The organism is Jiangella gansuensis DSM 44835, assembly GCF_000515395.1.
GTDB classification, from domain to species: Bacteria; Actinomycetota; Actinomycetes; order Jiangellales; family Jiangellaceae; genus Jiangella; species Jiangella gansuensis.
On the sequence record NZ_KI911782.1, the window covers coordinates 4112862 to 4139074 of the forward strand.

At 70.9% G+C, this 26213-nt stretch carries 26 protein-coding genes; 13 read left to right on the forward strand and 13 right to left on the reverse strand.

Annotation, left to right across the window (positions count from 1 at the left end):
* Nucleotides 1-20 precede the first annotated feature (20 nt).
* Complete coding sequence (locus JIAGA_RS30910) at nucleotides 21-1232, reverse strand: cysteine desulfurase family protein (protein WP_084469804.1); 1212 nt, start codon at nucleotides 1230-1232, stop codon at nucleotides 21-23.
* Nucleotides 1233-1366: 134 nt separating this feature from the next.
* On the opposite strand from JIAGA_RS30910, the gene ctaC reads away from it, so the two are divergent.
* The 4 genes from ctaC to JIAGA_RS0119335 all read left to right on the forward strand — a co-directional run bounded on the left by ctaC (nucleotide 1367) and on the right by JIAGA_RS0119335 (nucleotide 4708).
* Entirely contained in the window at nucleotides 1367-2212 is an 846-nt protein-coding gene (ctaC, locus tag JIAGA_RS30915; protein ID WP_211239736.1) for an aa3-type cytochrome oxidase subunit II, read from the forward strand.
* Nucleotides 2209-3936 carry an aa3-type cytochrome oxidase subunit I gene (gene ctaD / locus JIAGA_RS0119325; RefSeq protein ID WP_026876943.1) on the forward strand — a complete coding sequence of 576 codons (1728 nt, stop codon included), beginning with the start codon at nucleotides 2209-2211 and terminating at the stop codon, nucleotides 3934-3936. Before ctaC ends, ctaD begins: the two co-directional genes overlap by 4 nt.
* The gene (locus JIAGA_RS0119330; protein ID WP_026876944.1) at nucleotides 3933-4328 is read left to right on the forward strand and encodes a cytochrome c oxidase subunit 4; all 396 of its coding nucleotides are present in this window, start codon (nucleotides 3933-3935) and stop codon (nucleotides 4326-4328) included. Before ctaD ends, JIAGA_RS0119330 begins: the two co-directional genes overlap by 4 nt.
* Nucleotides 4329-4492: 164 nt before the next feature.
* Nucleotides 4493-4708, forward strand: a complete 216-nt coding sequence (locus tag JIAGA_RS0119335) for a hypothetical protein (RefSeq protein ID WP_026876945.1) — start codon at nucleotides 4493-4495, stop codon at nucleotides 4706-4708.
* A 24-nt stretch (nucleotides 4709-4732) separates the two neighbouring features.
* On the opposite strand, the gene JIAGA_RS30920 is transcribed toward JIAGA_RS0119335, so the two are convergent.
* Nucleotides 4733-5677: a DMT family transporter gene (locus JIAGA_RS30920; protein WP_035812723.1), complete on the reverse strand. Its 945-nt coding sequence runs from the start codon at nucleotides 5675-5677 to the stop codon at nucleotides 4733-4735.
* 127 nt (nucleotides 5678-5804) lie between these two features.
* Here JIAGA_RS30920 and JIAGA_RS0119345 point away from each other — a divergent pair, with 127 nt between their 5' ends.
* Both JIAGA_RS0119345 and JIAGA_RS30925 read left to right on the forward strand, forming a co-directional pair.
* Nucleotides 5805-6860 (forward strand): DUF4192 domain-containing protein, encoded by a 1056-nt coding sequence (locus JIAGA_RS0119345; RefSeq protein ID WP_026876946.1) that lies wholly within the window; start codon nucleotides 5805-5807, stop codon nucleotides 6858-6860.
* Between the two features lie 41 nt (nucleotides 6861-6901).
* Complete coding sequence (locus JIAGA_RS30925) at nucleotides 6902-7396, forward strand: SRPBCC family protein (RefSeq protein ID WP_051426274.1); 495 nt, start codon at nucleotides 6902-6904, stop codon at nucleotides 7394-7396.
* A gap of 154 nt (nucleotides 7397-7550) precedes the next feature.
* Here the strand turns inward: JIAGA_RS30925 and qcrB are convergent, their stop codons facing one another.
* Genes qcrB through ctaE form a run of 4 tightly spaced genes read right to left on the reverse strand, consistent with a single transcriptional unit; the run spans nucleotide 7551 to nucleotide 11801 of the window.
* The gene (gene qcrB, locus JIAGA_RS0119355) at nucleotides 7551-9203 is read right to left on the reverse strand and encodes a cytochrome bc1 complex cytochrome b subunit (protein WP_026876947.1); all 1653 of its coding nucleotides are present in this window, start codon (nucleotides 9201-9203) and stop codon (nucleotides 7551-7553) included.
* A complete protein-coding gene (qcrA, locus tag JIAGA_RS0119360; RefSeq protein ID WP_084469807.1) occupies nucleotides 9200-10303 on the reverse strand; it encodes a cytochrome bc1 complex Rieske iron-sulfur subunit in 1104 nt (367 codons plus the stop codon). Before qcrA ends, qcrB begins: the two co-directional genes overlap by 4 nt.
* The gene (gene qcrC, locus JIAGA_RS0119365; protein WP_245597209.1) at nucleotides 10300-11151 is read right to left on the reverse strand and encodes a cytochrome bc1 complex diheme cytochrome c subunit; all 852 of its coding nucleotides are present in this window, start codon (nucleotides 11149-11151) and stop codon (nucleotides 10300-10302) included. Before qcrC ends, qcrA begins: the two co-directional genes overlap by 4 nt.
* Before the next feature lie 11 nt (nucleotides 11152-11162).
* The gene (gene ctaE, locus JIAGA_RS0119370; RefSeq protein ID WP_026876950.1) at nucleotides 11163-11801 is read right to left on the reverse strand and encodes an aa3-type cytochrome oxidase subunit III; all 639 of its coding nucleotides are present in this window, start codon (nucleotides 11799-11801) and stop codon (nucleotides 11163-11165) included.
* A gap of 282 nt (nucleotides 11802-12083) precedes the next feature.
* Here ctaE and JIAGA_RS0119375 point away from each other — a divergent pair, with 282 nt between their 5' ends.
* Together JIAGA_RS0119375 and trpD are read left to right on the forward strand one after the other, a co-directional pair.
* Nucleotides 12084-12503 carry a response regulator gene (locus tag JIAGA_RS0119375; RefSeq protein ID WP_026876951.1) on the forward strand — a complete coding sequence of 140 codons (420 nt, stop codon included), beginning with the start codon at nucleotides 12084-12086 and terminating at the stop codon, nucleotides 12501-12503.
* Complete coding sequence (gene trpD, locus JIAGA_RS0119380; RefSeq protein WP_026876952.1) at nucleotides 12500-13537, forward strand: anthranilate phosphoribosyltransferase; 1038 nt, start codon at nucleotides 12500-12502, stop codon at nucleotides 13535-13537. The genes JIAGA_RS0119375 and trpD overlap by 4 nt, the downstream gene beginning before the upstream one ends.
* A 39-nt stretch (nucleotides 13538-13576) precedes the next feature.
* Here the strand turns inward: trpD and JIAGA_RS0119385 are convergent, their stop codons facing one another.
* Both JIAGA_RS0119385 and JIAGA_RS0119390 read right to left on the reverse strand, forming a co-directional pair.
* Nucleotides 13577-13858: an Lrp/AsnC family transcriptional regulator gene (locus tag JIAGA_RS0119385; protein ID WP_026876953.1), complete on the reverse strand. Its 282-nt coding sequence runs from the start codon at nucleotides 13856-13858 to the stop codon at nucleotides 13577-13579.
* Nucleotides 13859-14022: 164 nt separating this feature from the next.
* Nucleotides 14023-15765, reverse strand: coding sequence for a DEDD exonuclease domain-containing protein (locus JIAGA_RS0119390; protein WP_026876954.1), 1743 nt, complete (start codon nucleotides 15763-15765; stop codon nucleotides 14023-14025).
* A 195-nt stretch (nucleotides 15766-15960) separates the two neighbouring features.
* Between JIAGA_RS0119390 and JIAGA_RS0119395 the strand changes: the two genes are divergently transcribed.
* From JIAGA_RS0119395 to JIAGA_RS0119410, 4 genes are all read left to right on the forward strand, one after another.
* Nucleotides 15961-16197, forward strand: a complete 237-nt coding sequence (locus tag JIAGA_RS0119395; protein ID WP_026876955.1) for a hypothetical protein — start codon at nucleotides 15961-15963, stop codon at nucleotides 16195-16197.
* Nucleotides 16194-17489 carry an NYN domain-containing protein gene (locus tag JIAGA_RS0119400; protein ID WP_026876956.1) on the forward strand — a complete coding sequence of 432 codons (1296 nt, stop codon included), beginning with the start codon at nucleotides 16194-16196 and terminating at the stop codon, nucleotides 17487-17489. Before JIAGA_RS0119395 ends, JIAGA_RS0119400 begins: the two co-directional genes overlap by 4 nt.
* Before the next feature lie 255 nt (nucleotides 17490-17744).
* A complete protein-coding gene (locus JIAGA_RS30930; protein WP_169738780.1) occupies nucleotides 17745-17939 on the forward strand; it encodes a hypothetical protein in 195 nt (64 codons plus the stop codon).
* Between the two features lie 129 nt (nucleotides 17940-18068).
* A complete protein-coding gene (locus tag JIAGA_RS0119410) occupies nucleotides 18069-19043 on the forward strand; it encodes a C40 family peptidase (protein ID WP_157553333.1) in 975 nt (324 codons plus the stop codon).
* A gap of 167 nt (nucleotides 19044-19210) precedes the next feature.
* Here the strand turns inward: JIAGA_RS0119410 and JIAGA_RS35995 are convergent, their stop codons facing one another.
* The 4 genes from JIAGA_RS35995 to JIAGA_RS0119430 form a co-directional block, all read right to left on the reverse strand.
* On the reverse strand, nucleotides 19211-19345 hold the full coding sequence (locus JIAGA_RS35995; protein WP_281172714.1) for a hypothetical protein: 135 nt from the start codon (nucleotides 19343-19345) through the stop codon (nucleotides 19211-19213).
* Between the two features lie 206 nt (nucleotides 19346-19551).
* Entirely contained in the window at nucleotides 19552-20193 is a 642-nt protein-coding gene (locus JIAGA_RS36000; RefSeq protein WP_035812728.1) for a response regulator transcription factor, read from the reverse strand.
* Between the two features lie 11 nt (nucleotides 20194-20204).
* Nucleotides 20205-21731, reverse strand: coding sequence for a GAF domain-containing sensor histidine kinase (locus JIAGA_RS30935; RefSeq protein WP_157553335.1), 1527 nt, complete (start codon nucleotides 21729-21731; stop codon nucleotides 20205-20207).
* 273 nt (nucleotides 21732-22004) lie between these two features.
* Nucleotides 22005-23960 carry an AfsR/SARP family transcriptional regulator gene (locus tag JIAGA_RS0119430; RefSeq protein WP_026876959.1) on the reverse strand — a complete coding sequence of 652 codons (1956 nt, stop codon included), beginning with the start codon at nucleotides 23958-23960 and terminating at the stop codon, nucleotides 22005-22007.
* 104 nt (nucleotides 23961-24064) lie between these two features.
* Between JIAGA_RS0119430 and JIAGA_RS0119435 the strand changes: the two genes are divergently transcribed.
* Nucleotides 24065-24943 (forward strand): alpha/beta fold hydrolase, encoded by an 879-nt coding sequence (locus tag JIAGA_RS0119435; RefSeq protein WP_026876960.1) that lies wholly within the window; start codon nucleotides 24065-24067, stop codon nucleotides 24941-24943.
* 19 nt (nucleotides 24944-24962) lie between these two features.
* Here JIAGA_RS0119435 and JIAGA_RS0119440 read toward each other — a convergent pair whose 3' ends face one another.
* Nucleotides 24963-26210, reverse strand: a complete 1248-nt coding sequence (locus JIAGA_RS0119440; RefSeq protein WP_026876961.1) for a serpin family protein — start codon at nucleotides 26208-26210, stop codon at nucleotides 24963-24965.
* Nucleotides 26211-26213 lie beyond the last annotated feature (3 nt).

Consider the following 26213-nt stretch of genomic DNA (forward strand, 5'->3'; position numbering starts at 1 on the left):
CAGCACCAGTGTGTTTCCGGTCACAGGTCCGCCAGCTCCGCACGCAGGCGCGTCACGACGTCGGCCGCGGCCGTCAGGAACCGGTCCACGTCGTCGCGGGTGGCCCCTCGGGTCAGCGACACCCGTACGTTGCCGTGGGTGAGCGCGCCCATCGCGGCCAGCACATGGCTGGGCCGCAGCGTGCTGGCCGTGCACGACGACCCGCTGGAGATCGCGAACCCGGCCCGGTCCAGCTCGGTGACCAGCGCCTCGCCCTCCACGTACAGGCACGAGAACGTCAGCAGGTGCGGCAGCCGCAGGGTGGGGTGGCCGACCACGTCGACGTCGGGGATCAGCTGCGGCACCCGGGCCCGGATGTGATCGACCAGCTCACCGTGGTGCGCCGCGAGCGTCGCGGACTCCTCCCAGCGCGCCCGCAGTGCGGCCGCGGCCGCCAGGATGCCCGGGACGTTCTCGAACCCCGGCGCCCTGCCACCCTCACGCTCGTCCTCCGGCAGCGGCGAGCGCCACCGCACACCCTTGCGCACGGCGAGCACGCCGACACCGGCCGGGCCGCCCCACTTGTGCGCGCTGGCCGTCAGCAGCGACCACCGCCGCGGCAACCCGACCCGGCCGACCGCCTGAGCGGCGTCGACCAGCAGCGGTACGTCGCCGACGTCGACCTCGTCGACCGGCTGCAGCGTTCCCACCTCGTGGTTGGCGGCCTGCAGGCACGCCAGCACGGCGCCGTCGCGCGCGGCCCGGCCGAACTCGACCGGATCGACCCTCCCGTGGCGGTCGACGCCCACCTGGCGGGTGGGCGCCGATCCCTCGCGCTCGAGGTGCGCCGCGGAATGCAACACCGAGGAGTGCTCGACAGCGGAGACGACGACGCGCGCGGGCCGTCCCGTGGCGGCCCGGACGGCTCCGAGCACACCGAGCTGGACGGCCTGGGTGCCGCTGGCGGTGAACGACACCTCGTCCGGCCGGCAGCCGATCACCGCGGCCACGATCTCGCGGGCGTTGTCGAGCAGCATCCTGGCCCGGCGGGCCGAGCCGTACAATCGCGCCGGGTCGGCCCAGCCTTCGTCCACCGCGGTGAGGAGCACCTCGCGTGCGGCGGGATGCAGCGGCTCGGTGGACGCGGCGTCGAAATAGCCGGTCGGCGGCGCACCCGGCGCCCCGTCCGGCGGGCCTTCCTCCAGGCCCTCTGGCAGGCCTCCAGGCTGCGGCGACACGCCGCGTGTGGTCATCGAGTACCTCCTGGAAGAACGGCGAAGGGCAACCGCTAGGGTTGTGCGCGACAGGAGAAGTTTGCTCTCGATGCCGCGCGGGTTGCCAATGGCCGGCCGCCCGGATGGGGAGCGGCCTAGGAGAAGGGCGCCTCGTGAGTCAGTCTGGCAGGGTCCGTCCGGCGCGTCGCCGGGCCAGGGCTGCCGCCGTTCTTCTCGGCGCGACGGTCGTGCTGAGTGGTTGCTCGGCCGAGCAGCGTGACGAGTGGTCGCGGCTGGCGCTACCGGAGCCGGCCGCCGCGGAGTCACCGCTGGTCGGCAACCTGTGGATCGGCGCGTGGATCGCGGCGTTCGCGGTCGGTGCGCTGGTCTGGGGGCTGATCCTGTGGGCGGTCATCGCCTACCGCAAGCGCAACGACGAACTGCCGAAACAGACCCGCTTCAACATCCCGATCGAGTTCCTCTACACGGTCGCGCCGCTGTTCGTCCTCGCCCCGCTCTTCTACTTCACCGCCGACCACCAGCAGCAGCTCACCGACACCTCGTCGGAGCCCGACATCGTCGTCAACGTCATCGGCCAGCAGTGGTCCTGGACGTTCAACTACGTCGACGAGGACGTCCACGAGATCGGCACCATCAACGAGCGCCCGACGCTGTACCTGCCGGTGGACCAGACGGTCCGGTTCGACCTGGAGTCGCCGGACGTCATCCACTCGTTCTGGATCCCGTCCTTCTACATGAAGCAGGACGTGATCCCGGGGCACCCGAACTCCTTCCAAGTGACACCCGACCGTGAGGGCACCTACGCCGGCCGATGTGCCGAGCTGTGCGGCGCGTACCACGCGTCGATGCTGTTCACCGTCGAGGTGGTGTCCGAAGAGGAATACCAGGACCAGATGGACCAACTGCGTGACGCGGGCCAGACCGGTCTCATCGACGCGCCTCTCCGCGGTGCTTACAGCGATGCGCCGCTCAACCAGACCGAGGGAGGCGAGCAGTGACCACGTATCTCGAGCGGACCACCGCCGCCACTCGCGTCGTCGCCCGGCCGAAGCGCAAGGGCAACGTTGTCGTCCGGTGGATGACTTCCACCGACCACAAGGTCATCGGGTACATGTATCTGATCGCCTCGTTCGGGTTCTTCCTGTTCGGCGGCGTGCTGGCACTGTTCATCCGGGCCGAGCTGTTCTCGCCGGGCCGGCAGGTCGTCAGCGACCAGATGTACAACCAGCTGTTCACCATGCACGGCACGATCATGCTGTTGCTGTTCGCAACGCCGTTGTTCATCGGCTTCGGCAACATCATCGTGCCGTTGCAGATCGGCGCGCCGGACGTGGCGTTCCCGCGGCTGAACATGTTCAGCTTCTATCTGTTCCTGTTCGGTGGGCTGATCGTCTGTGCCGGGTTCATCACGCCGGGCGGTGCCGCCGACTTCGGCTGGTTCGCCTACGCGCCGTTGCACGACACCGTCTACAGTCCCAACGTGGGTGGCGACCTGTGGGTCGCCGGCCTGGCGATGAGCGGTTTCGGCACCATCTTCGGCGCGGTCAACTTCATCACCACCATCGTGTGCATGCGCGCGCCGGGCATCACCATGTTCCGGATGCCGATCTTCACCTGGAACATCCTGGTCACCAGCATCCTGGTGCTGATCGCGTTCCCGCTGCTGGCCGCTGCCCTGTTCGGCATGCTGGCCGACCGCACCCTCGGAGCGCACATCTACGACCCGAGCGCCGGTGGTGCGGTCCTCTGGCAACACCTCTTCTGGTTCTTCGGCCATCCAGAGGTGTACATCATCGCCTTGCCCTTCTTCGGCATCATCACCGAGGTCATCCCGGTGTTCAGCCGCAAGCCGATCTTCGGCTACAAGGGCCTGGTGTTCGCGACGCTGGCCATCGCGGGCCTGTCGGTGGCGGTGTGGGCGCACCACATGTTCGTCACCGGAGCGGTGAACCTGCCGTTCTTCGCGGCCATGACCATGCTCATCGCCATTCCGACCGGGTTGAAGTTCTTCGCCTGGATCGGCACCATGTGGCGCGGCTCGCTGACGTTCGAGACCCCGATGCTGTTCGCCATCGGGTTCCTGGTGACCTTCCTGTTCGGTGGCCTGACCGGCATCATCCTGGCCTCGCCGCCGCTGGACTTCCACGTCTCGGACACGTACTTCGTGGTGGCGCACTTCCACTACGTCGTGTTCGGCACGGTCGTGTTCGCCATGTTCGCCGGCTTCTATTTCTGGTGGCCGAAGTTCACCGGGCGGATGCTGAACGAACGCATGGGCAAGATCCACTTCTGGCTGCTGTTCCTCGGCTTCCACGGCACGTTCATGGTGCAGCACTGGCTGGGTGTCGAGGGCTTCCCGCGGCGCTACTCCGACTACTACCCGGAGGACGGGTTCACCACGCTGAACCAGTTCTCGTCGGTGTTCGCCTTCGTGCTGGCCGCGTCCACGCTGCCGTTCCTGTGGAACGTGTGGCAGACCCGGCTGGCTCCGAAGGTCGAGGTCGACGACCCCTGGGGCTTCGGCGCATCGCTGGAGTGGGCCACGTCCTGCCCGCCGCCGCGGCACAACTTCACCTCGCTGCCACGGGTGCGCAGTGAGCGCCCGGCGTTCGACCTCAAGTACCCGGAGACAGCGGCCGTGGCCGAGGGCAAACCCGCGGACGCCGGTCCGCTCACCGAGACACTGGGTCCGCCGGACGTCCAGGAGGGCAAGCAGCAGTGAAGATCGAAGCCTTCATCTTCGCGATCGTCATGGTCTTCTGCGCGATCGTGACACCGATCTACTGGTTCATGTCCGAGGACCCGACCGGCACCACCGCGCTGGCGATGACCTTCGGTCTCGCGGCCATGGTCGCTTTCTACTTCTACCTGGTCGCCAGGCGCACCGGCCCGCGTCCGGAAGACCGCGGCGACGGCGAGATCGAGGAGCTCGCCGGCGAGTACGGCTTCTACAGCCCGCACTCCTGGTGGCCGCTGGCCGCCGCCGGGGCCGCGTCGGTGGTCTTCCTCGGCCTGGTGTTCGCCTGGTTCATCTTCATCATCGGTGTGGCCCTGGCCACGATCGCCGCTGTGGGCTGGGTCTTCGAGTACTACCGGGGCGAGTTCGCGCACTGACGCCGGGTTTCGCGTGAACGCGGCGGGCGGTTCGCCTCGGGGAGCCGCCCGCCGCGTCGTATGTCGACGTGTCGCGGCGATCTCGGCCCGAACGGGTTTCGGCCGACCCGGAGCGGGAACCGTCATGATGTGAGCTGCTCCCGATCTCGGCAGGAGGTCGCACCATGACTCAGCCGCCGAAAGGGCCGCTGAAGGCCAAGATCCGACGCGTCGACGACACACTTCACCGACTCGTCGAACGCCGCGACGAATGCGAGGATCCGGTGGAGGTCCTGCGCACGTCGGAATCGATCGACCGCTGGCTGGATGAGCGGATCGTCCTCATGAAGAACCGCGACGGCGACCTCGAGCTGGCCGGCAACGGCCCGAGCAACGGCTGACGCTCGGTTCTCGGTGGGCGAGCGTCAGGGTTCGCCTACCGGCCGGGCGATGTCATCGCACGTGACGTCGAGCGGGTCGCGACGAGCCGCCGCCTGGCCGGGTTCCTCCGGCCCGCGGTCGCGGTCGCGTGAGGTGGCGAGCACCGAGCCGACCAGGATCAGCCCGAACCCGACCGCCGTGACGGCGGTGACCCGCTCGTCGAGCACCATGACACCGAGCAGCAGTGCGACAGCCGGGTTGATGTACGTGATGACGGTGGCGCGGCTCGGGCCGACCTCCGCGATCAGCGCGAAGAACACCACGAACGCCGCGGCCGTACAGACCACGCCGAGGCCGAGCAGGCTGAGCAGCGCTTCCTCCGACGGTGTCTCGTCCGGCCATTGGAGGGTGCCGATAGGTGCGTACAGGAGGGCGGCCATGGTGAGCGACGCCGCCATGACCCCGAGCCCGGGCAGGTGGGAGAGCCAGCGGGACAGGATGATCGGCCCGACTGCGTAGCAGACGGCCACCCCCGCCACGGCCAGCACCGGTGCCGGGCTGCCGGCTTGCACGTCGAAGCCGACCAGCGCTGCCACCCCGGCGAAGCCGACCAGGAGGCCGGCGACTCGGCGCGGGCCGGGCCGCTCGGCACCGGTGCTCCACACCAGCACCGCGCCGACCAGCGGAACCGCCGCGATGAGCAGGCCGGTCAGAGAACTGGACAGATCCTGTTCGGCGTAGCCGAGGAGCAGCCAGGGAATGCACACCTCGATGAGCGTGAAGGCGAGCAGGGGCCGCCAGTGGGGGAGCAGCGGCCGCAGGTAGCCGCGCTTGGCGGCGAGGGGCAGGAGCAGCGCGGCGCCGACTGCGCATCGTGCCAGCACGATGGTCGAGGGCGACATCTCGTCGACCGCGACCTTGATCAGCATGTATGGGATGCCCCAGATGGCTCCCATGGCCAGGAAGAGGGTCCACCCTCGACGCGACAAGGCGCCTCCTCGATGTCAGGGCGCCGTGGCCGGCGCGTTGTGCACAGCTCCCGTTGACCGCCGACATTATCCACATTCGGGCGATCGGCGGTTGAGCCGGCACGTCGAGCGGGGGAGGGTCGCTTCCATGAACCTTCGTGAATCCTTCGTCCCCGCTGTCACCGCCACCAGCCCGGCTCAGGTGTTGTCCGCCGTGCCGTACCTGCTCGGGTTCCATCCGCGACAGAGCCTCGTCGTGCTCTGCCTGGACGCCGTGAACTCGTGGGTGCGCATGACGATGCGGATGGACCTACCCGACCCGTCATGGCATCGGAGGCTGGCCGACGAGGTCGCCATCCGTGTCGCCCGTGAGGGTCCGGGCTCCATCATCCTGCTCTGCTATGACGACAGCGGGCCCCCTGACGGCCAGGACGTCCACGACTGCCCCCTGCCGAGGCAGGATCTCGTCGACGCCATCGCGGAGAGGCTGGCCGACGGCCCGGTCGGGGTGCTCGACGCGGTGCTCGTGCGCGCCGGGCGCTGGTGGTCGTATCTGTGTGCCGACCCTGTCTGCTGCCCGCCGGACGGCGCCGCGCTCCCGGGCCCGGAGGACGGGTTGGCCGGCTGGCTGGCGGCTGAGGCCGCCGTGGGCGGGCGCCGGACGCTCGCGGCCAGAGAGGAGCTCGTGGCAGGCGTCGCCGGCCCCGTGGGGCCGTCCCTCGCGTCCGCCCGGGCGGCCTTCGCTCGCGCGGCCGCGCAGCTGATGGCCGATGCCGGCGGTCCGGAGACGACCCTTGCCGCAACCCTGGCCACGGTCGATTCGGTCGCCCAGCGGTATCTCGCCCAGGGCCACGAGATCGCGGACGACGAGGTGGCCCGCATCTGCCTCGGCCTGGCGGAGCCGCGCACCCGGGACGCCGTGATGAGTCTTCCTGTCGCCGAGCACCCCGGCTGGCCGGCGCTGCTGATCGACCTGGCCCGGCGCACCCCGGACGAGGACGCCGTCGCCATCTGCACGGTGTTGGCCTGGGCGGCGGCGGAGCGCGGCGACGGCGCTCTCGCGAATGTCGCGCTGGATCGCGCCCTCGCGGCCGATCCCGGCCATCTGCTGGCGCGGCTGCTGCGCTGCGGGCTGGACGCCCAACTGAGCCCCGAGGGCATCCGTTCGCTGTCGTCCCGCCGAGAGGGCTGGATGCCGCCCTGAGACCCTCCCAGGCGGCCGCTAGGGGCCGTAGAGTCGGAACGGTGAGGGAACGCCGCTACGCGCTCGGGTCCACATGGCGGGTAGCGGCACCGCTCGAGCGGACCTGGTCCTTCCTCACCGATCCTGGTCAGCGGTGGAGCGACTGGTGGCCCAGCCTCGAGTCCATCGAGGTGCGGCGAACACCGACACTGGCCGGAAGTACGGCCGCATGCCGGTGGCGCAGCCCCGTCGGTTACGCGCTGACCTTCAGCCTGACGCTCACCGGCGTCGATCCCAAGCGCCGGGTCGTTCTCGACATCGACGGCGACCTGTCCGGCCGGAGCGAGGTGCGCTTCGGGCCGGAGGGCACGGGGAGCCGTCTCGACATCGACCTACACGTCCGCACCACCCGGCCGTGGATGAACGTCGCCGGGGTGATGCTGCATCCGGTGTTCCGCTTGGGCCACGGGGTGGTGATGCGCCGCGGGGAGCGTGGCCTGGGTCGCGTCCTCGGCGTGCTCGTCGGCGGCGCCGCCCCGGACGCCCGGTCAGCCTGAGCCGCGTGCAGGGGGGCGGCTGGTCCGTGCCGGCCCGAGCGGGGTCCGCTCGCGCCCGTCGGAGCGAACGGGCAGGTGCACAGCGAAAACGCCCGGCTCAGGCAGCTCTATCGCTGCCGGAGCCGGGCGCTCAAGCCGGGGCCGTGAGTCCGGGTCAGTGCTGGCCGCCGCTGGTGATCTCGTCGCGGTGTCCGGCCTCGACGGCCTCGTGGTGACCGTTGTGGTGCGCCGCCTCGAGCTCTTCGCGCGTCGGCTTCTGGACGACGTCACCGAAGTAGAAGCGAGAGAGCTTCGCCTGGACGCGCTTGCTCCGGTAGTTCGGGTTCGGGATGCCGTTGGCGTCCGTCGCCGGGCCGGGGTCGGACGGCAACTGCCGCTCGTGCCAGGTGAGCTGGTAGGCGTCCCCGGGCGACAGCGGCGCGTGCAGTTCCGAGAACTCGCCGTCCGGGCTGACCATGACGATGCCCGTCTCGCGGCCGTGCATGACCTTGTCGCGGTCGCGCCGCTGCAATCCCAGGCAGATCCGCTTGGTCAGGATGAAGGCCAACGGTGGCAGCACGATGACGCCGACCTGGATGAACCGGGTGATCCAGTTGACCGGGATCTCCAGAACCGTGGCGAAGAAGTCGTTACCGCCGGCGATCCACAGCAGGATATAGAAGACGATGAACGCCACACCGATGCCGGTGCGCACCGGCACGTTGCGCGGCCGGTCCAGGACGTGGTGCTCCCGCCGGTCGCCGGTGGCCTTCTGCTCCAGCCACGGGTACAGCGCAAGCGGTGTCAGGATCAGGCCGGGCAGGATGATCGCTGGGATCAGCACGCTCATCGTGATCGGGTGACCGAAGACGTAGAACTCCCACGGTGGCATCACGCGCAGCGCACCGTCGAGGAATCCGACGTACCAGTCCGGCTGGGTACCGGCGCTCACCACCGACGGGTCGTACGGCCCCCAGAACCAGACCGGGTTGATCTGGATGGTGGCGGCCAGCAGGACGATGACGCCCATGACGATGAACTGGAAGCCACCGGCCTTCGCCACGTAGATCGGGAAGAACGGTGCGCCGGCGACGTTGGAGTTCGTCTTGCCCGGGCCGCCCCAGTGGGTGTGCTTCTGGTACCAGAGGATCATCAGGTGCGCGGTGACCAGCGCCAGGATGAGGCCCGGGATCAGCAGGATGTGCATCGGGTAGAGCCGCGCCACGATGTCGTCGCCGGGGTACTCGCCGCCGAACAGGAACGACGACAGGTACGTGCCGACGATCGGGATCGCCAGCATGCCGCCCTCGATGATGCGCAGCCCGGTACCGGACAGCAGGTCGTCGGGGAGCGAGTACCCGGTGAAGCCGGCGGCGACGCCGAGAAGCAGCAGAGTCACGCCGATCAGCCAGTTGATCTCACGCGGCTTGCGGAACGCGCCGGTGAAGAACACCCGCAGCATGTGCGCGGACATGGCGGCCAGGAAGACCAGTGCGCCCCAGTGGTGCACCTGACGCATCAACAGGCCGCCGCGAACCTCGAAGGAGATCTCGAGCGTGGATGCGTACGCCTCGGACATGCCGACACCCCGCAGCGGAATGTAGGCGCCCTCGTACGCGATGTGCGCCATCGATGGCTTGAACCACAGGGTCAGGAACACGCCGGACAGCAGGATGATGATGAAGCTGAACAGCGCGATCTCGCCGAGCAGGAACGACCAGTGGTCGGGGAAGACCTTGCGGATGTTCCGTTTCAGCCAGTTCGAGGCGGTGATCCGCTGGTCGACGAAGTCGACGACCTTGCCGGCACCGTTGACGATGGTGCTCATCGCGTGCGCTCCCAGTAGCTCGGCCCCACGGGCTCGGTGAAGTCGCTCTGCGCGATCAGGTAGCCCTCGTCGTCGACCGCGATCGGCAGCTGCGGCAGGGCACGCGTGGCCGGGCCGAAGATGACCTTGCCGTTGTCGGCGAGGTCGAAGGTCGACTGGTGGCACGGGCAGAGCATGTGGTGCGTCGTCTGCTCGTACAGGCTGATCGGGCAACCGACGTGGGTGCAGATCTTCGAGTAGGCGAGGATGCCGTCGACATGCCAGTTCTCCCGGCCTTCATCGACGTGGATCTCGTCGGGCAGCATCCGGACCAGCATGACCGGCGACTTGGCGCGCTCGTTGATGCGCTCCGGCCCGTGGTCGGGCAGGTCCTCGAAGGTGGCCGGCATGGCGTTGACCAGCTGGCCGATCTCCAGGTCCGAGGCCCGGATGGGCTGGAACGTCACGTCGGTGAGGATGCGCACCCCCTCGGCCCAAATGGTGTGCTCCTTGCGCTCGGCCGGGGTGCCTCCGGTGTTGGGGCCGAGGTCGCGCAGCAGGATGACCGCCGGCAGCGGCAGCAGCGCCAGGGCACCGAGCATCGAGTTGCGGATCATCTTGCGGCGGCCGAAGCCGGTCTCCTCGACGCCGGTGTTCCAGTCGTTCAGCGCAGCTTCGCGGATGTCGTCGTCCGGGCGCATGACGTGGCGCTCGTGGACGACCTCCGGCGAGGTCATGAGCGACCGGGCCCACTGCACCGCGCCGGCGCCCACGAGGAACAACGCCAGGCCCAGCGTGAGGCCCAGCGTCAGGTTCGACAGCTGGAGGTCGCCGACGTCGATACCGGCGTGAGGGTCGTCCGGGTGAATGCCGACCGCCACGTACGCGACGATGAATCCGACCATCAGGAGCGACGCCAGCGTGAACATGCCCGCGACCTGCCGCTCGGCGCGTTTGGCGGCCTTCGGGTCGACGTCGGTGAACCGCTCCGGCTCATGGTGGAGCCCGGGGTCGGGGAGCGGGTCGCCCGCTCCGGTGACGTCGGCGACCTCGTCCGACGCGCGCGGTGCGATGGCCTCGGACTCGCTGGGACCGTTCGTGTGCTCGTAGTTCGCGCTCATGCCTTCGACGACCTCGTCACGATCCAGGTGGCCATGCCGATCAGAAGCCCGATACCGACCAGCCAGGCCCACAAGCCCTCCGCGACCGGGCCGGCGCGGCCGATGCCGAGGCCGCCCGGGTCGGGCTCGTTCTCGATGGAGTCGAGGAAAGCGATGATGTCGCGCTTGTCCTCGGGCGTGACGGTCCGGTCGTTGAACACCGGCATGGCCTGCGGTCCGGTGAGCATGGCTTCGTAGATGTGCTTGGGCTCGACACCGGTCAGCGCCGGCGCGAACTGGCCCATCGTCAGCGCACCACCCTGCCCGGTGGTGTTGTGGCACTGTGCGCAGTTGGTGCGGAACAGCTCCCCACCGCGGGCGACGTCACCGGCGGACGGGTCGAGGTACTCCTCGTCCGGGACGTCGGGCCCGGGCGCGAGCGACGCGACGTACTCGGCCATCGCGTCGATCTGCTCCTGGCTGTAGGAGACCGGCTTCCGCTCGGCCTGCGCGGCCGGCGCGGCGAGCGGCATGCGGCCGGTGCCCACCTGGAAGTCGACGGAGGCCGCCCCGACGCCGATCAGCGACGGGCCGAGCACGTCGCCGTCGTCGTTGATCTGGCCCTCACCGTTCAGGCCGTGGCACGAGGAGCAACCGACGGCGAACAGCTGCCGGCCCTCCTCGATCTGCGTGCTGGACGCGGCCTGCACGTTCTGCGACGTCGACGGTGCCAGCGCGGCGTAGGCGCCGCCCGTGGTGAACAGGACGGCCACGAGCACGGCGATGGCGGCGAGCGGATGCCGTCGCCGGGTGGACAGCAGCCGCCCGATCCACGAGCCGCGGGACCGGCCGGGCAACGAACTGGGCACGTCTCTCCTCGTCACTTGACCACGTAGATGGTGAGGAACAGGGCGATCCAGACGACGTCGACGAAGTGCCAGTAGTAGGACACGACGATCGTGCTGGTGGCCTGCTCATGGGTGAACCGCCGCGTCATGAACGTCCGCCCGAGCAGGAACAGGAAGGCGATCAGGCCGAGCGTGACGTGCAGCCCGTGGAAGCCGGTGGCGAGGTAGAAGATGGAGCCGTACGGGTCACTGGACAGCGTCAGGCCCTCGTGCATCGCCAGCTCGGCGTACTCGAAGACCTGCCCGCCGATGAAGAACGCGCCCATCAGGAAGGTCAGCACGAACCACTCGCGCATGCCCCACTTGCCGACCTGGAAGATGTTGCCCAGGCGCCCGACCTGACCCCGCTCCGCGCGCAACACACCGAGCTGGCAGGTGACGGACGACAGCACCAGCACGCTCGTGTTGAACAACGCGAACGGCACGTTGAGCAGGGCTGATTGTTCGTCCCAGAGACCAGGGGCGTTGGAGCGGAGCGTGAAGTAGATCGCGAACAGGGCCGCGAAGAACATCAGCTCGCTGGACAGCCACACGATCACCCCGACGGCGACGATGTTGGGTCGCTCGGGTTGCCGCGTGTGGGCAGCGTCGACGGCGGTTGCGGAAGCCACGTAGCCATTATGTCGGTCCGCTCCGACGAGCACGACAGGACCCCGGGGTTCCTGGGCTCGGGCGTGTCAACGATATGGTGATCCATGAGCGGCAGGTAAAGCAAGCCTAACCTTCGAGGGCCCTGCCCCTCCGATGTTGGCAAATGCAAATGAATGATCACGTCCCCCATGGGTGTTCCCGCCCCGCCTTCCCGACGACGGGTCCGAGCCGCCGACGACTGGGCACCGGTACCATCGAGTCGACCACCGACCAGCCGACCCATGCCAGCGAGGTCCGCAAGGATGAGCAGCTCCGAGCAGACGATGACGATCCTCGTCTACAGCGACGACCGCACCACTCGTGAGAAGGTGCGCCTCGCGATCGGCCGCCGGCCCGCCGCCGACCTCCCGAAGGTCGAGTTCGTCGAGGTCGCGACGCACGCCGCCGTCATCAGGAGGCTGGACGCCGGCGGCATCCACATCGCGATCCTGGACGGCGAGGCCGTGCCGTCCGGCGGCATGGGCATCGCGCGCACCATCAAGGAAGAGATCTACGAGGCTCCGCCGGTGCTGGTCCTGATCGGCCGCCCGCAGGACGCGTGGCTGGCCACCTGGTCGCGCGCCGAGGCCGTCGTCTCGCATCCGCTCGACCCCATCGCGGTGGCGTCCGCGGTGGCCGACCTGATGCGCCGGCGCGCGTCCGGCGTCCCCGCGGCCTCATGAGCGAGGTCCGGCTGACCTGGCCAGCGGTGCTGACCACCCTGGTCAGCGGCCAGGACCTGCCCGCCGAGTCCACCGCGTGGGCGATGGGCGAGATCATGAGCGGCGAGGCCACCTCGGTGCAGATCGCCGGTTTTGCGGTCGCACTGCGGGCCAAGGGCGAGACGGTCACCGAGCTCGAGGGCCTGGTCGCCGCGATGTACGAGCACGCCACACCGTTCCCCGACGACGGCCCGTCACTGGACATCGTCGGCACCGGCGGTGACCGTGCGCACACCGTCAACATCTCCACCATGGCCGCCATCACCGCCGCGGGCGCCGGCGCCCGGGTCGTCAAGCACGGCAACCGGGCCGCGTCGTCGACGTGCGGCTCGGCCGATGTGCTGGAGGGGCTGGGTATCCGGCTCGACCTGCCGCCGCAGCGGGTGGTCGAGATCGTCGGCGAGGCGGGCATCACGTTCTGCTTCGCCCCGGCGTTCCACCCGTCGCTCCGCTTCGCGTCCACCGCGCGCAGCGAGCTGGGCATCCAGACCACGTTCAACATGCTGGGCCCCATGGCCAACCCGGCGCGGCCCACGGCGCAGGCGGTCGGAGTGGCCGACCCCCGCATCGCCGGGCTCATCGCCGGTGTCCTGGCCGGCCGCGGCGTGTCCGCACTGGTGTTCCGTGGCGACGACGGCCTGGACGAGCTCACCACGACGACGACCTCCCGGGTCTGGGTGGTGCGCGCCGGCGAGGTCGCCGAGGAGCGGTTCGACCCGGCCGACCTCGGCATCGCACCGGTGCCGCCGGAGGCACTGCGCGGTGGTGACGTCGCCTACAACGCCGATGTCGTGCGCCGGTTCCTCGGCGGGGAGAAAGGGCCGGTCCGTGACGCCGTCCTGCTCAACGCCGCCGCCGGCCTGGCCGCCTACGAGGGGTCGGACGCCCCGTTGACGGACCGCCTGGCCGCCGGGCTGACGAAAGCCGCCGACGCGGTCGACTCCGGCGCGGCCGCGGACCTGCTGGCCCGCTGGGTCGCCGCCGCCTCCACCTGACGCACCGCCCGCGGGGGAGCGGCTACGGGACGGACGGCGTCAGTCCTCGGCGCCGAGGGCGAACGCGGCCTCCAGGTCATGCTTGGAGAACGTGCGGAACGCGATGTGCGTCTCGGTGTTGAGTACGCCGTCGACCTTGTTGAGGCGATCGGCGACGACCTCCGCGATCGCGTCGTGGGTGCGTACCCGCACCAGTGCGACGAGATCGATCTCACCGGTGACCGAGTAGACCTCGCTGACGCCGTCGAGGGCCGCGATCTCCTCCGCGACCTCCGGAATGCGCGCGACGTCGGCCTGAATGAACACGATCGCAGTGATCATGTGATGTCTCCTCGGGGTGGAACCGCTTCGGCGCCGAGACTACCGGGGCGGCCGCGGCCTCTTGGGTCTGGGTGACGTCGTGGGCGTGAGTTCCGCCAGGCGCAGGACAACCGGTTCCGAGCGCGACTCAGACCCAGCACGTGGCGCAGACCCACCGCCCGGGGTCAGCGGAGAGGGCGCAGCGGACGGCGATCGGCGAACGGCCGCGCCGCCGTCTGGTCCTCGTCGCGGGCGTCGACGATGGCCGTGTACCGGGCGGCGGCCGGCCACGGTAGTGCCCACCGGCCGTCGACCCGCACCAGCCGCGTCCCCGAGGTCTCCAGCCACCGCAGCACGCACTCGGTCTCCTCGGCGGTGGCGGCCGGCAGCGGCACCGGAGCCGGCCGGACGGTCTCGGCGGTGGCCACCAGCGCGTCGACATAGGGACGGGGGTCGGCGCCTGGCGGCGACACCTCGGCCCCGGCGAGCCGGCCATGGCGCACCACGTGCAACTCCCAGCCGCCGGTCTCGCGCCGCCTCGCCGCGACCAGCTGAGGAACGGCGGCGAGCGCGGCCATCCGCTGGGAGCGGGCGGCCGAGCGGACCAGCGTGGAGAGGCGGTCGCGGCGGACGGCGGCCTCTTCGTACCGTTCCTGGCCGGCCAGGAGCGCGATGCGTTCCAGCAGTCGCGTCACGAGCGGGCCGGGGTCGCCGGTGAACGCGCGCCGGACCGCGTCGACGTGCACGGCGTACTGGTCGGCACTCTCCGCTCCGGTGCACGGCGCACCGCACCGGCCCATGTCGGCGAGGATGCACGCGGACGAGCGAGGCGTGGCCGACAGCCGCTGGGTGCACTGCCGGATCGGCACCGCCTCGTGCACGGCGGTCATGGCCGCCTCCGCCTGCCGGCGCGACCCGAACGGGCCCAGGTAGGTGGCGTCGTCGTCGCGGACCTGCCGCACCAGTGACAGTCGCGGAAACGCCTCGACGGTGATCTTGAGCCAGCTGCCCCGCTCGGGGAAGCGCGAGCGGCGGTTGTACCGGGGCTTGCGCTCGGCGATGAGCCGCAGCTCGCGAACCTCGGCCTCCAGCGGCGTCGCGCATTCGATCCCGGTGACGCCGGTGGCGATGGAGACCATCTCGGTCATCCGCGGGCGCGTTTCCGACGCGGTGAAATAGGTGCGCACGCGGGTGCGCATGTCCTTGCTCTTGCCGACGTAGAGCACCTCGCCGTCGGGCGCGGTGAACATGTAGACGCCGGGCGCGTGCGGCAGCTGCTCGGACAGGTGGCGCTTCTGCCGCTGTGCCGGGGTGACCTTGCTCTGCCACAGGGACAGTTCCTCGACGGTGTGGACGCCGACGTTGCCCAGCCGCTCGAGCAGGCCGTGCAGGACGTCGACGGTGGCGCGCGCGTCGGCCAGCGCCCGGTGGTTGGGCGTGGTGGTGGCCCGGAACAGCCGGGCCAGCGTGGACAGCTTGCAGTCGCGGGCTTCGTCGCGTGACAGCACCCGGCGGGCCAGCCGGGCGGTGTCGAGGACGTGGAACGACGGCCAACGCGCACCGGTGAGGTCGCACGCCGCCCGCAGGAAGCCGACGTCGAAGGGCGCGTTGTGCGCCACCAGGACGCTGCCGCGGGCGAACTCGAGGAACGACGGGAGGGCCGAGGTGATGCGCGGCGCACTGGCGACCATGAGGTCGGTGATGCCCGTGAGCACCGCGATGAACGGTGGGATCGAGGACCCGGGACGAACCAGAGTGGAGAACTCGCCCAGGACCTCGCCGCCGCGGACCTTCACCGCCCCGATCTCGGTGATCTCCGACCCGCTGGGCGCGCCGCCGGTGGTCTCGAGGTCGACGACGACGAACGTCGTGGACGCCAGGGGCATGCCGATCTCGTCGAGCGTGCCCTGGATCGCCACGGCCGTCATGCCCCACCTCCCGCGCCTCGAGCCGAACCGAGCGGCTGTCCCTGCTCCGCACAGTAGGCACGGCCACCGACAACCTCGGGGAACGACCCGCAGGGCAAGGCCGTGAGCAGCGAGAACGCCAGCGATCGGGAGCGGTGGGCGGCTGAGCGCCTACGCTGGGCACGTCAACGATCCATGCGCGCAGAGGAGGAGCACATGCCCGTTCCCCAGCCGTCCGAGACCACTCGGTGGCGCTGCGCGCAGTGCGGCAACCTGACCCGGTTTGACGTGGTGCGCTCCAGCCGGGTGCGCGAGTTCGTCCATGTCAACCTCGCCGGCGCGGCGAAGATCGAGGAGACCGACGTGCTCGCGGAGTCGGTCGAGCGGGTGGTCTGCCGGTGGTGCGGCGGGGACGGCACCGTGGAGCTCGTCGCGCGGCCAGACTCGGCGTGAACGTCCTGCCCGACGCCGCCCGGGCCCGTGTCGTGACCCTCGCTGCGGACGTGCTCGGCGGGCTACCCGCCGCCGACGTCCCCGGCGTGCTGAAGCGCATCGCGCGGTTCGCCGCCGCGAAGCGAGCCCGGCTCGGCGGCAACGCGATCGCCAGCGCACTCGACACCGATGCCGTCTTCCGCCGGCGCGTGCTCGACGCGGCCACGGCCGCCGATCCCGCGCTGGCCAAAGCCCTGGACGAGGGCACCCCACCGGCCGCCGCCGACCCCGTCGACATCGCCGTCATGGCCTACCTGCTCCGCCCGGAGGGCTGGGAAGGGCTGATCGAGGCCGCGGCCACGACGCTGCGCCGCGACGACGACGACGCCCGGCGGGCCCGTGAGGCCGCCGCGACCGAGCGCATCCGCGAGCAACTCGATGCCGCTCGAGCGTCGGCGCGGGAGATGCGCTCGTCGATGCGCGCCGAGATCGACCGGCTCAAAGCCGAGAACACCACGCTGCGCCGCCGGGTTCAGGAGACTCGCGAGAAGTTGAGCGACGCCCGGCGGCAGGACCGCGACGAGCACGAGACGGCCGTGCGGGAGCTTGCCGAGGCGCGCACGGCACTGCGCGCGGCCGAGGCGGAGACGCGGCGGCTGCGCGGCCGGCTGGCCGACGCGGAGGGCGCCCTCGAGGCGATGCGGCGCAGCGGGCGGGCCGAGCGCAGCCTCGAGACCGCGCGGCTGGCGCTGCTCCTGGACACCCTCGCCGAGGCTGCCGCCGGGTTGCGCCGCGAGCTGGCGCTGCCGGCCTCGACGCTGCAACCGGCCGACACCGTCGACGCCGTCGTGCCGGCCGACCCGGCCACCGGGGGCGGCGCCGTCCGTGCCCGCGGCTCGGACGAGCCGGGATACCTCGACGAGCTGCTGGCGATGCCCCGCGTGCACATGATCGTCGACGGGTACAACGTCACCAAGACCGCCTGGCCGACGATGCCGCTGGAAGCGCAGCGCTCCCGGCTGGTGCAGGGGCTAGCCGCGGTCGCCGCCCGCACCGGAACCGAGGTGACCTGCGTGTTCGACGGCGCCGACGTGACGGTGCCGCCACCGGTGGCGTCCGCGCAAGGCGTCCGCGTCCGCTTCAGCGCCACCGGGCAGACCGCGGACGAGCTCATCCGGCGCATGGTGCGGGCCGAACCGGAAGGGCGGGCGGTGGTCGTGGTGTCGTCGGACCGCGAGGTGGCCGAGGGCGTGCGCCGGCCGGGGGTGCGCAGCGTGGAGGCGGTGGCCCTGGTCGGGTTGTTGTCCCGCTGACGACGATTCCCCTGAGATCCGCCGTCCGCCCCCAGGCGTCTTCCCGCGGCACTTGGCAAGCATGCCTGGTGCGGCGGGTACACCCATGCCGGACGTGATCATTTCCGGTTGGTGCGCGGGACCTTGTCGGACCCTGGCCCTAGCGTCGATGTCGGCGGGCAGGGGGCTCGCCATCGAAGCGTGAGGGGACGGTTGATCATGCACATCGACTGCGACCGCTGTGAGATGCGAGGTCTGGCGTGCACCGACTGCGTCGTGTCCGTGCTGCTCGGGCCGCTCGACACGGAGCTCGGTGGCGAGGAACGCGACGCCATCGGGGTACTCGCCGACGCTGGGCTGGTGCCACCGCTGCGTTTGCTGGTGACCGACGGTGACACCGAGCATGCCGAACGGAAAAACCCGCGAGAAACACCGCCGGGGGATTTGCGGCAGGCACGCTCGGCTGGCTAGGCTCCCGGCCCAGGTGCCTGATTTCCGCCCGAAGGAAGGACCAGAGTGCCTGAGCAAGGTGGTCAGTCGCGTCGCTCTCGTCGTGTGCTCATTGCGCTGTGCACGGCAGCGGTCAGTGTCACCGGAGGTTTGACGCTGACGACGTCGGGGCACGCAGATCCGGAGCCCACCATCGCCGAGGTCCGCGAACAGGTGGACGCGCTCTACCACCAGGCCGAACAGGCCACCGAGCGGTACAACGCCGCCACCGACGAACTCGCCGAGGTGCAGCGGCGCATCGAGCGCGCGGAGGCGTCGCTGGCGCGTCAGGAAGAGGCGGTCGAGGCGGTCCGCTCGCAGGTCGCCGGGTTCGCCGCGGCCAGCTATCGCTCCGGCGGCGGCTTCGACCCGACGCTGCGGGCGCTGCTCGCCGACAGCCCGGAGGACTTCCTCGCCCAGGCTTCCGTCGTCAACGCCTACGCCGGCCAGCAGGCCGACAGCCTCGCCGTCGCGGCCGAGGTGAGCCGCGCCTTCGAGCAGGCGCGGATGCTCGCCGACGAGGAACTGCTCCGCCAGCAGGCCATCGAGGCCACGCTGGACACCGAGCGTGAGACGGTCGAGACCCTCCTGGACGACGCCCAGGCCATCCTCGATCAGCTGGAGGCCGAGGAACTGGCCCGGCTGGAGCAGGAGCGCGAGGAGAACGCCGAGGAGCCGAGCCGCGGCGAGGACGAGGAAGAGGACGAGGACGAGGCGCGCCCCGAGGTCCCCGTGTCCGGTCGCGCCGGTGCCGTGGTCGACTTCGCGATGTCACAGCTGGGCGACCCGTACTGCTGGGGCGGCAACGGTCCGGACTGCTGGGACTGTTCCGGCCTGACCGCCGCGGCATGGGCCGAGGCCGGCGTGAGCCTGCCGCGCTCGTCCGGTTCGCAGATCAACTCCGGCACCAGGGTGTCCAAGAGCCAGCTGCAGCCAGGTGACCTGGTGTTCTACTACAGCCCGATCAGCCACGTCGGTATCTACATCGGTGGCGGGAAGATCGTGCACGCCACGCACCCGGGCGATGTGGTCAGCGTCGACGACGTCGACCTGATGCCGTTCTCCGGCGCCACCCGGCCGGGCTGACCGGCCGCGGGTCCGGCGCATCGAATAGAACGCCCAGGCCCAGCTCACACCGACCGCCCCCCGGGCGGACGGTGTGCGTGACGGTTCTCGGCGGTCGGCACTCGCGGGGCCGGCCGTACGACTGCATCCGTCACGCCAACCGCCCCATGGCCGTCGGCCGAGCTGACTCAGCCGACGCTGATGGCGTTGCTGAGCTGCCAGCTGATGAACCACGTTCCGGCCAGGATGACCGCAACGATGGCCAAGCGCATGAGCGCGCTCTCGACGCGCACGGTATTCCGCTGTCGCAGAACCTCACGCATGGTCGATCACCCCCGGACCCTTCGGATCTGCTGGCAGGTCAGTACCAGCTACCTCAAGCATGAGGTCAGATCACTTCGGGGTCGATGGAGCGAGCGGTTACTTACGTATCATCTGAACGGGGGAGCTCTGTCACACTAGGTGATCGAGCGTCACCCAGTGTCACAGCTGGATACTGCGTGTCACCAGAATCGTCACCGGTGTCACACTACCCCGGTTGGGCGTCCTCACCGCGGCTCAACAGACCAGCTCGTACCGCCGCCATGATGGCCTGGGCGCGGTTGGAGGCGTTGAGCTTGTCGTAGAGCTTCGATACGTGCGTTTTCGTGGTGGATTCGCTGATGTAGAGCTTGCGGGCGATGCTCGAGACGCCGAGGCCGTCGGCCAGCAGGTCCAGCACTTCGCGCTCACGACGGGTGAGCTGCGGCCCGGTCGGGTGTAACCGGCGCTGCATGGCCTCGGCCAGGCCGTCGGCGATGAACGCGGACGGGGTGGCGGCGGCGTGCCGGGCGGCGGCGACGACCTCGTCGCTGGGCGAGCTCTTGGGCACGAACGCCGAGGCGCCGGCATCGAGGGCGCCGAACAGGTGGTCGTCGCCGGCGTACATGGTGAGGATGACCAGGCCGATGTCGGCACGGGCCTGACGCAACTTCTGCGCCAGCTCCAGGCCGCTGCCGTCGGGCAGCCGGACGTCGATGACCGCCACCGCGGGCTGCGTGGTCTCGGCGACCTTGTTCGCCTCGGCGACGGTTGCCGCCTCGCCGACCACGGTGAAGTCCACGTCGCGCTCGAATGCTCGGCGCAGGCCTTGGCGGATGAGCTCGTGGTCGTCCACGAGCATGACCGACATGGGCACGGTTGTTACCCCTCTCCATCGATGGTGCCGAGGGATACGTCGACGACCGTACCGCTCTCGGGTCTGTCTTCGATGACGAGTGTCGCCCCCACCCGTCGGGCCCGCTCGGCCATGATCTCCAGACCGTACCGTCCGCGCGGCTGGTCCCGCATGCCCGTTCCGTCATCGACCACCCGAATCTGGGCGTTGGGCGGACTGACGGACACCGTGACCCAGAGGTTCTTGGCCTTGGCGTGTTTGCGGACGTTGGTGATGGCCTCCTGGCCGATGCGCAGCAACTCGGCTTCGATCTCCGGCCGCAGCCGGTCGTGCTCCTCCTGGTGCACCAGGTGGACCTTGAGGCCGGCCTGAGCGCCGACCTGGCGGGCGTAGGCCGACAGTGACGAGCCGAGCCCGCCGTCGTGGTCGAGATCGCTGCGCAGGTCGAAGATCGAGTGCCGCAGGTTCGACAGGATGCGGGTCAGCTCCTGGCGCAACGTCGTGGACAACGACTTGGCGTCGGCGTCGGTGGTGCGGGCGATGAGGTCGTCGACGAGATACCCCAGCGACGTCAGCTCCTGGGCGATGCCGTCGTGGATCTCGCGGGCCAGCCGCCGGCGCTCCTCGCGGGTGGCCAGTTCGCGTACCTCGTCGAAGAGCAGTGCCGTCTCCAGCCGCAGAGCCCCTTCGTCGGTGGAGCTCACCAGGGTCTGGAGTTCGTCGGAGGACACCTGGTCGGGCACGTCGGCGACGATGACGCCCATGGTGCGCGACCCGACCCGCAGCGGCAGCACCACGCGGTAGCCGCGCCGCCCCAGCGGGGTCCAGGCCGGTGTCTCGCTGCTCCACGCCTCCAGGACGACGGGGTCGCGCTCGGCTCCGAGCAGCCATCCGTCGTCCTCACCGCGATGGGCGAGCGGGAACAGGTTGCCGCCCTCGCGCCGCACCAGCAGCGCCGCCCGGCGCACTGCCAGCGGGCGGGCGATCTGGTCGAGCAGGCCCTCGGCGAGGGTGCCGGGGTCGAGCCCGACCGACAGTCGCCGCGACACCACCCGCAGCTCCGACAGCAGCCGGTACGCGGCGGCGTAGCGGCCGCCGTCGGCGATCTGGATGCTGTCCAGGCGCAGCACCCAGGCACCGATGGCGCCGGTGGCGAAGATGATGACCACCCAGACCGAGACGCTGCCGAAGGTGGGCAGCGCGATGAGGTTGCCGCCGGCGAGGATGTTGCCGATGGCCAGACCGATGGCGCCGGTCAGGGTGGTGATGGCGGTGCCCATGATGCTGCCGGCCAGGCCCGCGGCGAACGCCGGCACCAGCAGGTAGGGGAGCGCGAGGTAGGCCTCGGGCAGGCCGAGTCCGACGATGATGGACGCCAGCGCCATCTCCGCGGCCACCCGCACGCGGGTGCGCGGCAGGATGCGTTCGGAGATGGCCGCGGCCAGGGCCACCAGCGCCAGCGCGCCCAGCCACCACCAGTCGGTGACGACGCTACGGGCAGAGCCGGTCAGGGCGATGACGAGCGCGAGCATGCCGGGCCTGGCGACGGCCACTCCATGCCAATGACGCTGGACGGAATCGGGAGCCCACACACTCACAGGGGGCAGTTTGCCGTAAAAAGTCTTCTGGCGAGTTCTGAAAACGGCCCGTGCCCGCACTTCGAGACGCGGGGTTGATCAACGCCCTGGCCTGGAACCGATTACGGGCAGTGACGGTGGCCGGAACTCACTGTGACGCTGTGACACGGGTCTGGCTTCGGGTCGCGCGCCCGCCCGAAATGCGTTATGAGCGCGGGTCGGTGGCAGTCCGGCAGACCGCCCGGCGGCTCACGGCACGCCACCGTGCGAGGCGCGGCGGAACTGTTCGAGGTACCGGGCGACGGGCCCGGCGGTGAGCACGCCGCTGCCGGCCCCGGCCAGCTCGCGCGCCGCCGGCGCCAGCACCGTGCCGGCGCGCCGGATCAGCGCGGTGTCGCCCACGGCCACCGCGGCGCGGCCCGTGAGGCACCACTTCGCCTCGAAGAGCAGGTCGCGCGGTGGTTCCGGAATCCGGTGCAGCGCGGCCGCGGCGTCGCCGGGCCGGTCGCGTGCCAGCAGGACCAGCGGCCGGGCCCACGGCGCGTACGGACCCCAGTCGGTGTCGTCGTCGACGTCGGCGGGCACGTCGCGCCAGACCCGCAGGCACAACAGGGCGAGCGGCAGGAGACCACGCTCGAGGCCCGGCATCCCGGCTCCCTCGAGTCGCGCCGCCGCGTCGCGATAGGCCGCCTCGGCGTCGTCCAGGGGTGCCCCCGTCGCCACGTGCCGCAGTGCGCGGTACCAGCGCGTGATGACGTCGACGAGCGGGCGCTCCTGCTGCGCGGCGAGCCGGTCGGCCGCCGCCGCGTGCTCGTCGGCCGCGGCGAAGTCGGCGAGCGCGCCGCGGGCCTGCATGCGGATCAGGTGGCCGAGGATCTCGAACGTGGCCAGACCGTGCCGCGCGGCCAGGCCGACCAGTTCGGCGCCGATCCGGTCGCGCTCCGGTGCCAGGCCGGCGCGTTGGAAGGTCTGCATGAACACGCCGTTCAGGGCGAACGCCAGCAGCGCGGGATCGCCCAGGCGGCGGGCGATGCGCTCGGCCTCGGCGGCGGCCCGCGGACCGCGGTCGCCCCGCGTCCCGCGCGACTCCATCGCGATGGTGGCCAGCAACCGGGCACGGGCCGCGTCGTCGGGCCCCGGCGCCAGCGCGGTCAGCGTGCGCTCCGCCGCCGCGACCACGCGCGCCGCCCGCTCCGGGTGGTCCGAGCGGGTCCAGCTGCCCGGTACGTCGTACATCCCGATCACCCGGGCGGTGAGCTCGGGGTCGCCGAGCTGCTCGGCCGCGGCGACGGCGGCCACCCGCTGCTGCTGGGCAGCCGCGAGCCCCTGGCCTCCGGTCAGGGCGAGTATGCGCAACAGGCCCACTGTCGATTCCAGACGGCCGCGTGCGTTCTCCGCCACCGTCTGGTCGTAGGCCGCGGTGGCGTCGGCCCAGACGCGCCCGACGGCGTCGGCCGGCAGGTCGCCGGACTGTCGGAGGATGTCGGTCTCCAGCCGGCGCAGGCGCGGCCCGGGTTCCACTCCGAGCCGTTCGACCAGCAGTCCGCGGGCGCGGCGCAGCACCGCGAGAGCGTCACCCTGGCGCCCGTCGCGGTACAGCGCGAGCGCCAGCAGCCGCCAGGCCTCCTCCCGCCACGGGTGCTCGGCGACGTGGGCGTCCAGGTCCGGAACGGCATCGGCGGCGTGGCCGAGCTCGAGGCGTGCCTCGGCCCGGCGCTCGACGGCGCTCAGCCGCAGCTCTTCCAGCCGCGACCGCTCGGCACGCGCCCACGACGCGTCCTCGAAGTCCGCGTAGGCGGGGCCCCGCCAGCCGGCCAGCGCCTCGTCCAGCCGGTTCAGGGCCCGGGCCGGGGGTTCGGCCGACGCGGCGGCCACCGCGTCTTCGAACCGCCAGGCGTCCACGGAATCCCGCGGCACCCGCAGCGCGTAGCCCGGCCCTTCGGTGACCAGCAGCCTGGCCGGCTGACGCGGCGCGCGGTCCGGCTCCACCGCCCGGCGCAGTGCGGCGACGAAGGTGCGGACGGCGACGACCGCGCCGTCCGGCGGGTCGTCCCAGAGATCGTAGACGAGCCGGCTCACGGGAACGACCCGGCCGCGCGCCACGATCAGCCGGGCCAGCACCTCCCGGTGCCGCGGTCCCTTGAGGTCGACGGCCTGGCCGGCGCCGTTCCAGGCCCGCACCGGCCCGAGTACTCCGAACCGCATCCACCGATCACCCCCGTCCTCAGCACACGGTACGGCGCTCATCGAACGCTCATCCGGTGGTCCCAGGCTGGAACAGAAACAGGCACCTCGAAACAGGAGCATCCATGACACTGTCCATCGACGGCTTCGACCAGCGGCGCATCCCGGTGAACGGCGGTGTCGGGCTCAACGCCGCTGTCGGCGGCGCCGGTCCCGCCGTGGTGCTGCTGCACGGGTTCCCGCAGACCCATCTCATGTGGCGACACGTCGCGGTGGAGCTGGCCGCCGACTTCACCGTGATCTGCCCGGATCTGCGCGGTTACGGCGCGAGTGACAAGCCACCGGAGCGTGACGCCGGCACGTACTCGAAGCGGACCATGGCCTCGGACGTGCTCACGCTCGCCGAGCGGCTCGGTCACGAGCGGGTCGCGGTGGCCGGCCACGACCGCGGCGCGCTGGTGGCGTTCCGCGCCGGCCTGGACTACCCGGACCGCGTCAGCCACCTGGCGGTACTGGACGTCCTGCCTACGGTGGACATGTGGGACGTCCTGCACGGCGCCGACGCGGCCGTCGCCTTTCACCTCTATCTCATGGCGCAGCCACCCGGCCTGCCGGAACGGATGATCGCGGCCAGCGCCGACGCCTTCCACGGCCACTTCCTCGACCTGTGGGCGCGGCGCCCGGACGCCATCCCGGCGGACGTGCGCGCCGAGTACCTGCGGGCCTGCGCGGCGGCCGTCCCGTCGATCGTCGCCGACTACCGGGCCTCCGCGGGCATCGACGTCGAGCACGACCGGGCCGACCGGGCCGCGGGTCGCCGGCTGACCATGCCGGTGGCCGTCGTCCAGCAGGACTGGGGCGCCGCGCTCGGGTACGACGCCGCCGCGTTGTGGCGGCACTGGGCGCCGGACCTGCGGCACACCACGACGTCGGCGGGCCATTTCATGGCCGAGGAGGCGCCGGACGAGGTCGTCACGGAACTGCGCGCCCTGCTGGCCCGCTAGGGGGTCTCGTGGACAGCGGTCAGCCGCGCGGGTCGGTGACCGAGCCGAGGAAGAGGATGGTGCCGGTCTCACGGTCGGAGATGGTGAAGGCGAACGGCCGGTCCACCCGGAACTCCATTCCCGCCGACTGTGCCATCACCCCGCCGGTGACGGCCGCCGCCTCGGTGCCTTTCTCGTCGACCCGCAGATAGGTCTTGTGCGCCACAACGTCCAGCCACGGATTGGACGGTGACATCGGGCGGAAGTCGCCGCCCCCGAACGCCAGGCCCATGCCGAGCGCGGTCAGCGCGTCGTCGAGCGTCGCCTCCCACTCCAGTTCGAAGCGGGGGAGCGCGAGGGTCGAGATCTTCTGCTCGCCGAGGCCGGCGACGGCGTCGGCCCACTCGGCGGCGTCGAGCCGGCTGAGCAGGTCCGGCAGCCCGGCGGGATCGTCAGGCACCAGGATCTCCATGCCGTAGCGCTCGTCCTCGCCGTAGGGCAGCCGCAGCATGCGATACCCGTCGCGGGTGCTCAGCTCCAGGTACGTATCGCTCTGGTGCATGAGCGGAACCGTGACGACCTCGCCGTCGGGCAGGGTGAAGTCGGCGTCGCGGGTCTCGGCCGCATCGAACGGGGTGGTCCAGCCGCCGAGGAAGTAGACGGCGTTCAGCAGCACCAGGACGGCGTTCGCGTTGGGCAACTCGAGCTCCTCGGCGATGCCGTCGATGCGGTCCTCGGTGTGCTCGCGGACCCAGGCGTCGATCTCGTCCGCGGTGTCCTGCGAACCGAGCTCGGCCTCCTCGGCGGTGGCGCCGAACACGTCGCGGACGAACGTCAGGTAGTCCTCCTCGAACGGGTGGTCCTCCTGCGCCCACAGCGCGTTGGCGACCGAGAGCGTGACGTCGTCGGTGTCGGCCAACTGGTCCAGCAGGGCGCCGACCCGCACGTCACGGGCGTCGTCGAGGTGCAGGACGTCGGCCATGGCGGTCGCGGTGTCGCCACCGGCCCCGGCCAACACCATGGCCAGCAGTGCGGCGACGGACACAGGGGAGGTGACGGTGTTCTCGTCGCCGGCGGTGAGCTGGCCGAGCAGGTCGAATCCGAACGCGTTCACGGCGGAGCCGACGGCGCCGGCGTCGGCCGGCGCGAGATCCGAGACGACCTGCACCCGGGCGGTGTCCGGCGATGCGGGGGCGGACGGCGAGCCCTCGCCGTCGACGGCGGCGGTTCCGCAGGCCGCGACCAGCAGGCTGCCGGCGACGGCGGCGGTCCAGCGTGTGAGCGACATGCG

What these genes read in the sequence shown, in the direction of transcription:
- JIAGA_RS0119335 (WP_026876945.1), top strand. Translation starts at nt 4,493, where the DNA reads ATGACTCAGCCGCCGAAAGGGCCGCTGAAGGCCAAGATCCGACGCGTC.
- JIAGA_RS0119435 (WP_026876960.1), top strand. Translation starts at nt 24,065, where the DNA reads ATGACACTGTCCATCGACGGCTTCGACCAGCGGCGCATCCCGGTGAAC.
- JIAGA_RS0119395 (WP_026876955.1), top strand. Translation starts at nt 15,961, where the DNA reads ATGCCCGTTCCCCAGCCGTCCGAGACCACTCGGTGGCGCTGCGCGCAG.
- JIAGA_RS36000 (WP_035812728.1), bottom strand. Translation starts at nt 20,193, where the DNA reads ATGTCGGTCATGCTCGTGGACGACCACGAGCTCATCCGCCAAGGCCTG.
- qcrA (WP_084469807.1), bottom strand. Translation starts at nt 10,303, where the DNA reads ATGAGCGCGAACTACGAGCACACGAACGGTCCCAGCGAGTCCGAGGCC.
- qcrB (WP_026876947.1), bottom strand. Translation starts at nt 9,203, where the DNA reads ATGAGCACCATCGTCAACGGTGCCGGCAAGGTCGTCGACTTCGTCGAC.
- JIAGA_RS0119430 (WP_026876959.1), bottom strand. Translation starts at nt 23,960, where the DNA reads ATGCGGTTCGGAGTACTCGGGCCGGTGCGGGCCTGGAACGGCGCCGGC.
- JIAGA_RS0119385 (WP_026876953.1), bottom strand. Translation starts at nt 13,858, where the DNA reads ATGATCACTGCGATCGTGTTCATTCAGGCCGACGTCGCGCGCATTCCG.
- JIAGA_RS0119440 (WP_026876961.1), bottom strand. Translation starts at nt 26,210, where the DNA reads ATGTCGCTCACACGCTGGACCGCCGCCGTCGCCGGCAGCCTGCTGGTC.
- JIAGA_RS0119375 (WP_026876951.1), top strand. Translation starts at nt 12,084, where the DNA reads ATGAGCAGCTCCGAGCAGACGATGACGATCCTCGTCTACAGCGACGAC.
- JIAGA_RS35995 (WP_281172714.1), bottom strand. Translation starts at nt 19,345, where the DNA reads ATGCGTGAGGTTCTGCGACAGCGGAATACCGTGCGCGTCGAGAGCGCG.
- JIAGA_RS0119390 (WP_026876954.1), bottom strand. Translation starts at nt 15,765, where the DNA reads ATGACGGCCGTGGCGATCCAGGGCACGCTCGACGAGATCGGCATGCCC.
- JIAGA_RS30910 (WP_084469804.1), bottom strand. Translation starts at nt 1,232, where the DNA reads ATGACCACACGCGGCGTGTCGCCGCAGCCTGGAGGCCTGCCAGAGGGC.
- trpD (WP_026876952.1), top strand. Translation starts at nt 12,500, where the DNA reads ATGAGCGAGGTCCGGCTGACCTGGCCAGCGGTGCTGACCACCCTGGTC.
- JIAGA_RS0119345 (WP_026876946.1), top strand. Translation starts at nt 5,805, where the DNA reads ATGAACCTTCGTGAATCCTTCGTCCCCGCTGTCACCGCCACCAGCCCG.